Below are 8,312 nucleotides of genomic sequence, written 5' to 3'. Positions count from 1 at the left end.
TGCTGCTCGCCCAACACATCGGTGCCGACAATCCCGCCACCCGCTACAGCGGTGTGGGCGGGAACGTGCCGCAGTCGCTGGTCAATCAGGCATGCCTGGACATCCAACAGGGCCATGCCGACGTCGTGTTGGTCGCCGGCGCCGAAACCTGGCGCACCAGAAACCAACTGAAGGCCGCGGGCCGCAGACTTGTCTGGACCCAGCAGGACGAGTCGGTTCCGATTCCGGAGGGCGCCGACGATCACGTGCCGATGGCCGGGCGGGCCGAGGAGCGGATCCGGCTGGACCGGCCGGCCTATGTGTACCCGCTGTTCGAGCAGGCACTGCGAATCAGCAACGGCGAACCGCTAGCCAAGCACCGCAGGCGCATCGGCGAGCTGTGGGCGCGGTTCAACGCCGTCGCGGTCAACAATCCGCACGCTTGGATTCGCAAACCCATTGCCGCCGAAGACATCTGGCAGCCCAGCCCGGACAACCGGATGATCAGCTGGCCCTACACGAAGCTGATGAACTCCAACAACATGGTCGACCAGGGCGCCGCGCTGGTCTTCACTTCGGCCGAGGCGGCGACACGGCTGAAAGTACCGTCCGAGCGCTGGGTTTACCCATATGCGGGCACCGACGCACACGACACCTACGCGATATCCGAACGCGCCGAACTGTACAGGTCCCCGGCGATCCGAATCGCCGGAGCGCGGGCGCTCGAACTGACCGGGGTGGGGATCGACGACGTCGACTATGTCGACCTGTACTCCTGCTTCCCCTCCGCGGTCCAGATCGCGGCGGCCGAACTGGGGCTGCCGGCCGATGACCCGGCACGGCTACTGACCGTGACCGGCGGGCTGACGTTCGCCGGCGGCCCGTGGAGCAACTACGTCACCCACTCCATCGCCACCATGGCCGAACTGCTGGTGGCCAACCCCGGACGCCGCGGCCTCGTCACCGCCAACGGCGGCTACCTCACCAAGCACAGTTTCGGTGTGTACGGCACCGAGCCGCCGAACGCCGAATTCCGTTGGGAAGACGTGCAACCCCTGATCGGCCAGGAACCCACCCGGCAGGCGGCGGTCGAGTGGGAAGGCGTGGGCACCGTCGAATCTTGGACCACACCGTTCAACCGCGACGGGCAGCCGGAGAAGGTCTTTTTGGCTGTGCGCACACCCGAGGAATCGCGCACCTTGGCCCTGATCACCGACCCGGCCACCGCAGCAGCCACAGTGCACGAGGACATCGCCGGGGCCAAGGTGACTGTGCAGGCCGACGGCACAGCGACACTGCGGTAGCGGCCCGCGACTCGGGTCAGCTCACCAAGTCAGCCAATGCGGCCTGTGGATCGGCCAGTTTCGCGGCGTCCACAGCCGTCCTCGACCGGACCAGGGCCTTGATGTCGTCGAGCACATCCCAGACGTTCACGTTCATCCCGGCCAGCACCCGGCCCCTGCCGTCAAGCCAGAAGGTGACGAACTCGCGGCCCTTGACGTCGCCGCGGAACACCACCCGTTGATAGTCAGGCGCGTGGCCCACATACTCCATGCCCAAGTCGTACTGATCGGTGAAGAAGTACGGCAATTCGGTGTATTCGGTCGGCTCACCCAGCATGCCGGCCACCGCCACCGCCGGCTGTTTGAGCGCGTTGGCCCAGTGCTCGGTGCGGATCCGGGTGTTGAACAACGGGTGTTCGGCGGCGGCGATGTCGCCGACTGCGTAAATGTCGGGATCGCTGGTCCGCAACGACGCGTCGACCAGCACCCCGCCGCCACCCATCGACAGTCCGGCCTGCTCCGCCAGTTCGATGTTGGGCTGCGCACCGACAGCGACCAACACCGCGTCGGCGCTAACCGTCGACCCGTCGCGCAGCCGCAGCCCGGTAGCCGCGCCGTCGGCAGTAGAGATCTCTTCAACCTGAGCCTGCAACCGAAGGTCGACACCGTGGTCGCGGTGCAAGGTGGCGAAGACTTCGCCCGCTTCCGCACCGAGCGCGCCCATCAGTGGCTGTTTGGCCGTTTCGACCACGGTGACGTTCACGCCGCGCTGTCGCGCGCTGGCGGCCACCTCCAGACCGATCCAGCCGGCGCCCACAACGGCCAGCGAAGACCTGTCAGCCAGAACGGAGTTCAGCGCTGAGGCGTCGTCGAACGTCCGCAGATAGTAGACACGGCCAGCATCGGATCCCGGTATCGGCAGACCCCGCGAGCGCGATCCGGTGGCCAGCAGCAGCTTGTCGTACCCGACCGTGGTGCCGTCGGACAGCCCAATGGAGTGGGCGGCCGGATCCAGCGACGACACCCGGGTACCGAGCCGCAGGTCGACGTCGTGGTCGCGGTACCAGGAGTCGTCGTGCACGGTGAAGTCGCTCAGCGACTTCTTGCCGGCCAGAAACTCCTTGGACAGCGGCGGGCGCTCATAGGGCAGATACTGCTCTTCGCAGAACAAAACAATGTGACCGTCAAAGGCCTTGTTCCGCAATGCTTCTGCTGCCTTAGCCCCGGCAAGTCCGCCTCCGACAATGGCAAAAGTGCGCGATGCGGCCATGGCGTTCAGCTTACTCGGAGCAGCTCAACGCAACAGCCCCCGCAAGAAGAGCGCGTTGCGCACGGCATGGCCGTGCGGGTCGTTGTTGAAGTACATCCACACGTCACGGCCCTCACTGTCCCACTCAGTGATCCGCTTCGCCCACCGCCGCAGCTCTTTGTCGGGATAGGAGCCGGAGTACATCGAGTCGGGGTCGGGGCCGTGCATGCGGACGTAGACGAAATCTGTTGTGGCCCTTGGGATGCAGACTAGCCCGGCGCCGCTCATCACCACGTAAGCGGCGCGCCGCTTTTCCAGTAGCGCGTAGACCGCGGGATCGTTCCACGACGGGTGCCGTAGCTCGACAGCAACCCGTATCGAAGTCGGCACGGCGGCCAGGAAGGAATCGAGGCGCTCGTCATCTCGCTGCTGCCCGGGATGCAGTTGCACCAGCAGTACACCGGCCCGGTCACCGAGCGCCTTCCAGCAGCGGTCAAATCGCTCGATCCACGGCTCGGGAGTGCCCAACCGACGGTAGTGGGTCAGCCCGCGATGCGCCTTGACCGACATCGTGAATCCGTTCGGCAACTGCTCACGCCAGCCGGCGAAGGTCGAATCCTTGGGCCACCGATAGAAACTGGCGTTGAGCTCGACGGTGTCGAACACTTCGATGTAGCGGCCAAGCCGGCGCGCCGGTGGCATGCCCGGCGGGTAGAGCACGTCGACCCAGTGGTCATACGACCATCCGGACGTGCCGATCCGCACGGTCACCGGCGGGTCAACCGGTCACCTGCCGGCGCAGGTCGTTGTCCAGCGACACCCTTACCAACGCGGCGGCCAGTCGCGCGTTGTCGCGTGGTGCCAGCGACCCCAATTCCTTTGGGTCGCTGGGCAAACCCAGCTTCTTGGCGGCGCCTGTGGCACGCTTGTCGAAATACGGTCGCGCCCAAGTCCATACATCCTGAATTTCACGCAGGAAGATGTCGGCACCGGTGTCGCCGATGCCCTTGAACTTCTTCAGCAACCGGGCGGCCGCCCGCACATCGTGCTCGCTGGCGCGGGCCAGTTCCCGCAGATCCCCGGAGTACTCGTCGCGGACTCGTTCGGCCATGTCGGTGAGCCGGGTGGCCGAGCTTTCGTCGTAGCGCACGTAGTGAGCGCGACCGAATGCGCGGATCATCGTCTGTCGGTCCGCCGCCAGAACGGCTTTCGGTGTACGTAGGCCCTTCTTGAACAATTCCCGCCCGGCGTGCATCGCGATCGCCGCGTCGATCGGCTTGCTGGCCAGCATGCACAGCACCAGCAACTGAAACAGCGGCATTGGCTTGTCGCTCAGCCGGACTCCCGCCTCTGCGGCATACGTGGTGCCGGCGACCTTCAGCAGCCGTCGAACCAGCTGTTTGCGCTCGTCCATAACGCACGGCGTACCCGTCGTCCCGGGTCGCAAACCGTGCAGCTCACTTCGGCGGCAGGCCGCGGGCGTAGTCAGTACTGCGGGTTACCCAGCTCTGCAGCTGACGTTTTGTCTTCACTGCTTCGGCGTCCACGCGCAGCCAGCCGCGGACTTCCCGGCCCCGCATGACCATCGGGCTCACATGCTCGCGGGCCAGCAGTTTGTCGGCGTCTTCTGCCGGCACTCGCACCAGCAGGCCGCCCTGACCGCTGGCGGCGATGGACATGTTGCCGTTGATCAAGAAAGCCAGCCCGCCGAACATCGGCTTCTCTTCCACGCCCCGCAGCGGCGCTACCAGCTCACGGATCCGCTCGGCAAGTTCGGTGTCGTAGGCCATGGAGCTTCAGTCCAAATCCACCCGAATCGTCAGCAGGTCGGTGCCCATGGCGCGCACCGCGGCGCTGTTGAGCCGCGGCAGGCTGCGCAACCGCTGGACCGGGTCGTCGTCGGGCAGCAAGTGGGCGATACCGGTGTGCCAGTGGCCTTTGATCCGTACCCGCACCGCGGGGTTGGCCTTGATGTTGCGGACGTACTGGGAGTGCTCGCCGTGCTCCGACACTATCCAGAACTGGTTGTCGACCAGCCGGCCGCCGACCGGGGTGCGCCTCGGCTGCCCCGTCTTGCGGCCGATGGTTTCGATCATGGTCAGCGGCAGCCGCCGGGCCGCCGGATTGACCACCAGGCGTTGCACGCCGCTCACCACTTGTCGTTTCAGGGTGTTGACGTCAGCCATGCCGTGACACTAGCGTCGTCAGGCGGCCGCGGCAGCTACCTTCGCCGGTTCCAGGGCCTGCGCAACGATCTCAGCGACGTCGGTCATCGGCTTGACATCCAGCGCCTCGAGCACCTCGGCCGGAACGTCATCCAAGTCCGGCTCATTGCGCGCCGGGATGAACACCGTTGATAGCCCAGCCCGCTGGGCGGCCAGCAGCTTCTGCTTGACGCCGCCGATCGGCAGCACCCGGCCGTTCAGCGTCACCTCTCCGGTCATCCCGACATCGGCGCGGACCTGACGTCCGGTGGCCATCGACACCAGCGCGGTCACCATGGTCACGCCCGCCGACGGCCCATCCTTCGGCACCGCGCCCGCAGGCACGTGCACGTGGATGCGCCGGTCCAGCGCCTTCGGGTCGACGCCCAATTCGGCGGCGTGCGAACGCACATACGACAACGCGATCTGCGCCGACTCCTTCATCACGTCACCGAGCTGACCGGTCAGCTGCAGTCCGGGTTCGCCGTCGTTGGCGCTGGCCTCGATGTAGAGCACATCGCCGCCCAACCCGGTCACGGCCAGGCCGGTCGCCACGCCGGGCACCGCGGTGCGCTCGGCTGACTCCGGGGTGAACCGGGGCCGGCCCAGATAGCCGACCAGGTCGGGCTCGTCGATGACGACCGGGGCGTCGGCGCCGTCGGCCAGCTTGGTCGCGACCTTGCGCAGTGCCTTGGCCAGCAGCCGCTCGAACTGCCGCACACCGGGTTCGCGCGTGTAGTCGGCGGCGATCTTGCGCAGCGCGGCCTCGGTCACCGTGACTTCGTCGACGGTCAGCCCTGTCCGCTCGCGTTGCCGCGGCAACAGAAAGTCGCGGGCGATGGCGAGCTTGTCGTCCTCGGTGTAGCCGTCGATCTGCACCAGTTCCATGCGGTCGAGCAGCGCGGACGGGATGTTCTCGACGACGTTGGCGGTCGCCAGGAACACCACATCGGACAGGTCAAGATCCAGGTCCAGGTAGTGATCGCGGAACGTGTGGTTTTGCGCCGGGTCGAGCACCTCCAGCAGTGCCGCCGCGGGATCCCCGCGGAAGTCGGAGCCGACCTTGTCGATTTCGTCCAGCAGCACAACGGGATTCATCGACCCGGCTTCGCCGATGGCCCGCACGATGCGGCCCGGCAGCGCGCCGACGTAAGTACGCCGGTGCCCGCGGATCTCTGCTTCGTCCCGTACACCGCCCAGCGCGACGCGCACAAACTTGCGGCCAAGCGCCCGGGCGACGCTCTCGCCCAGCGACGTCTTGCCGACGCCGGGCGGCCCGGCTAGCACCATCACGGCACCTGACCCGCGGCCGCCGACGACCTGCAGCCCGCGCTGGGCACGCCGCGCCCGCACCGCCAGATATTCCACGATGCGATCTTTGACGTCCTCCAGGCCGTGGTGGTCGTTGTCCAGAACCTCCCGCGCGGCCCTCAGGTCGGTGGAGTCCTCGGTGCGCACGTTCCACGGCAAATCCAAGACGGTGTCCAGCCAGGTCCGGATCCAGCCGCTTTCCGGGCTTTGCTCACTGGCGCGTTCCAGCTTGCCGACCTCCCGCAGCGCGGCCTCGCGCACCTTCTCCGGCAGGTCGGCGGCCTCGATGCGGGCCCGGTAGTCGGCTGTGCTTCCAGCACCGTCGGTGCCTTCTTCGCCGAGCTCCTTGCGGATAGCGGCCAGCTGCTGGCGCAGCAGAAACTCCTTCTGCTGCTTTTCCATCCCGGCGCGCACCTCTTCGGCGATCTTGTCGTTGACCTCGACCTCGGCCAGGTGGTCGCCGGTCCAGTCGATCAGCACCCGCAGCCGTTCAGCGACGTCTTCGGTCTCCAGCAGCTGCCGTTTCTGCACATCGCTCAGATACGACGCGTAGCCGGCCATGTCCGCCAGCGCCGACGGGTCGGTCAGCCGGTTCACCATGTCGACAAGCTCCCAGGCCTCGCGGCGCTGCAGCATGGCCAGCAGCAGCTTCTTGTATTCGCCGGCAAGCTTGCGGGTCTCCTCGGTGGGCTCAGGCTCCACGACGTCGCGCACCTCGACCCACAGCGCCGAACCCGGACCCGTGGTCCCTGTGCCGATGTGTGCGCGGCGCTCACCGCGCACGATCGCCGCAGCACCGCCGCCGGCGATACGGCCCACCTGCAGAACCGACGCCAACACCCCGTAGGACGGGTAGCGGTCGTCCAGCCGGGGCGCGATCAGCAGCGTGCCCGACTCGGTGGCGCGGGCCGCGTCGACCGCCGCCCGCGCGGCGTCGTCAAGTGCGATCGGCACGACCATTCCCGGCAACACGACCGGATCGCTGACGAACAAAACCGGCACCGATTTGGCTTCAGCCATCAAACCTCCAAAGTTAAGCCTGATGCGCTCAACCCTGATCGGTGCTGGTTTGTTCCCGGGCCGGGCTCGCCGGTCAACCAGACCCGCATACTGGAAGAGCGGGGCAAGCAAGGGAGGCGTAGGTGGCGGGTCGAACGCGTCGGCAACAGGACATCAACGTCGCGTACGACGAGCACGCGGTGGCCACGACGGACCCCGAACACGAGGCCGCCGGCCTCAAAGCGGTGCTGGTGTCCATGCAGCGCGGACTGGCCTCGATGGGCCCGCTGCGCACGGCGGCCTCACTGCTGCGGCTGAACCAGCGCAACGGGTTCGACTGCCCGGGCTGCGCCTGGCCCGAAGAACCCGGTGGACGCAAAATCGCGGAGTTCTGCGAAAACGGCGCCAAGGCCGTCGCCGAGGAAGCCACGAAGCGCGTCGTCACCCCGGAGTTCTTCGCGCGGCATTCGATCACCGACCTCGAGGCCAGGCCGGAGTATTGGCTGTCGCAGCAAGGGCGGCTGACGCATCCGATGGTGCTGCGCCCAGACGACGATCACTACCGCCCGATCGGCTGGTCCGAGGCCTACCAGTTGGTCGCCGACGAGCTGCGGGCGCTCGATGACCCGAACCAGGCGGTCTTCTATACCTCAGGGCGCACCAGCAACGAGGCCGCATTTCTCTATCAGCTGATGGTGCGCAGCTTCGGCACCAACAACCTGCCGGACTGCTCGAACATGTGCCATGAGTCCTCCGGCGCGGCTCTGAGCGAATCGATCGGCATCGGCAAAGGCTCAGTCACCGTCGAAGACGTTGTCAACGCCGACCTGATCATCATCGCCGGGCAGAATCCGGGCACCAACCATCCACGGATGCTGTCGGTGCTGGAGAAGGCCAAGGCCAACGGCGCCCGCATCGTCGCGGTCAACCCGCTGCCGGAGGCCGGGCTGATCCGGTTCAAAGATCCGCAGAAGGTGCACGGGCTGCTCGGGCATGGCGTCCCGATCGCCGACGAATTCGTGCAGATCCGCCTGGGCGGCGACATGGCGCTGTTCGCCGGGCTGGGCCGGCTGCTGCTGGAGGCCGACGACCGGGCGCCGGGCAGCGTGGTCGACCGGGACTTCATCGCCGCGCACTGCGCGAATTTCGAAGCGTACGAGACGAATACCCGCGCAGTGGATCTCGACACCGTGGTGGAGGCGACGGGCGTCGACCGCCAGCAGCTGGAGCGGGTCGCCGCCATGATGGCCGCATCGCAACGCACGGTGGTGTGCTGGGCGATGGGCC

8 protein-coding genes are annotated in these 8,312 nt (G+C 67.0%); 2 read left to right on the top strand and 6 right to left on the bottom strand.

The window, feature by feature from the left end:
• A partial coding sequence (locus tag VFA16_RS20090) for an acetyl-CoA acetyltransferase (RefSeq protein WP_324969512.1) occupies positions 1-1,283 on the top strand: 1,283 nt, incomplete at its 5' end.
• A gap of 16 nt (positions 1,284-1,299) precedes the next feature.
• Here VFA16_RS20090 and VFA16_RS20085 read toward each other — a convergent pair.
• Genes VFA16_RS20085 through lon form a run of 6 tightly spaced genes read right to left on the bottom strand, consistent with a single transcriptional unit; the run spans position 1,300 to position 7,046 of the window.
• Positions 1,300-2,532, bottom strand: a complete 1,233-nt coding sequence (locus VFA16_RS20085) for an NAD(P)/FAD-dependent oxidoreductase (RefSeq protein ID WP_324969511.1) — start codon at positions 2,530-2,532, stop codon at positions 1,300-1,302.
• Between the two features lie 24 nt (positions 2,533-2,556).
• Positions 2,557-3,282 (bottom strand): DUF72 domain-containing protein, encoded by a 726-nt coding sequence (locus tag VFA16_RS20080; protein ID WP_324969510.1) that lies wholly within the window; start codon positions 3,280-3,282, stop codon positions 2,557-2,559.
• Between the two features lie 7 nt (positions 3,283-3,289).
• Positions 3,290-3,925, bottom strand: coding sequence for an endonuclease (locus tag VFA16_RS20075; protein ID WP_324969509.1), 636 nt, complete (start codon positions 3,923-3,925; stop codon positions 3,290-3,292).
• Positions 3,926-3,968: 43 nt separating this feature from the next.
• Complete coding sequence (locus VFA16_RS20070) at positions 3,969-4,301, bottom strand: TfoX/Sxy family protein (RefSeq protein WP_324969508.1); 333 nt, start codon at positions 4,299-4,301, stop codon at positions 3,969-3,971.
• 6 nt (positions 4,302-4,307) lie between these two features.
• Positions 4,308-4,697, bottom strand: a complete 390-nt coding sequence (locus tag VFA16_RS20065) for a nitroreductase family deazaflavin-dependent oxidoreductase (protein WP_324969507.1) — start codon at positions 4,695-4,697, stop codon at positions 4,308-4,310.
• An 18-nt stretch (positions 4,698-4,715) separates the two neighbouring features.
• Positions 4,716-7,046 carry an endopeptidase La gene (gene lon, locus VFA16_RS20060; RefSeq protein ID WP_324969506.1) on the bottom strand — a complete coding sequence of 777 codons (2,331 nt, stop codon included), beginning with the start codon at positions 7,044-7,046 and terminating at the stop codon, positions 4,716-4,718.
• A 122-nt stretch (positions 7,047-7,168) separates the two neighbouring features.
• Between lon and VFA16_RS20055 the strand changes: the two genes are divergently transcribed.
• Positions 7,169-8,312, top strand: a 1,144-nt coding sequence (locus VFA16_RS20055; RefSeq protein ID WP_414687776.1) for a molybdopterin-dependent oxidoreductase, incomplete at its 3' end; no start/stop codon positions are given.

The organism is Mycobacterium sp., assembly GCF_035653355.1.
Lineage (GTDB): Bacteria > Actinomycetota > Actinomycetes > Mycobacteriales > Mycobacteriaceae > Mycobacterium.
This window is presented reverse-complemented; position numbering and strand designations above follow the sequence as displayed.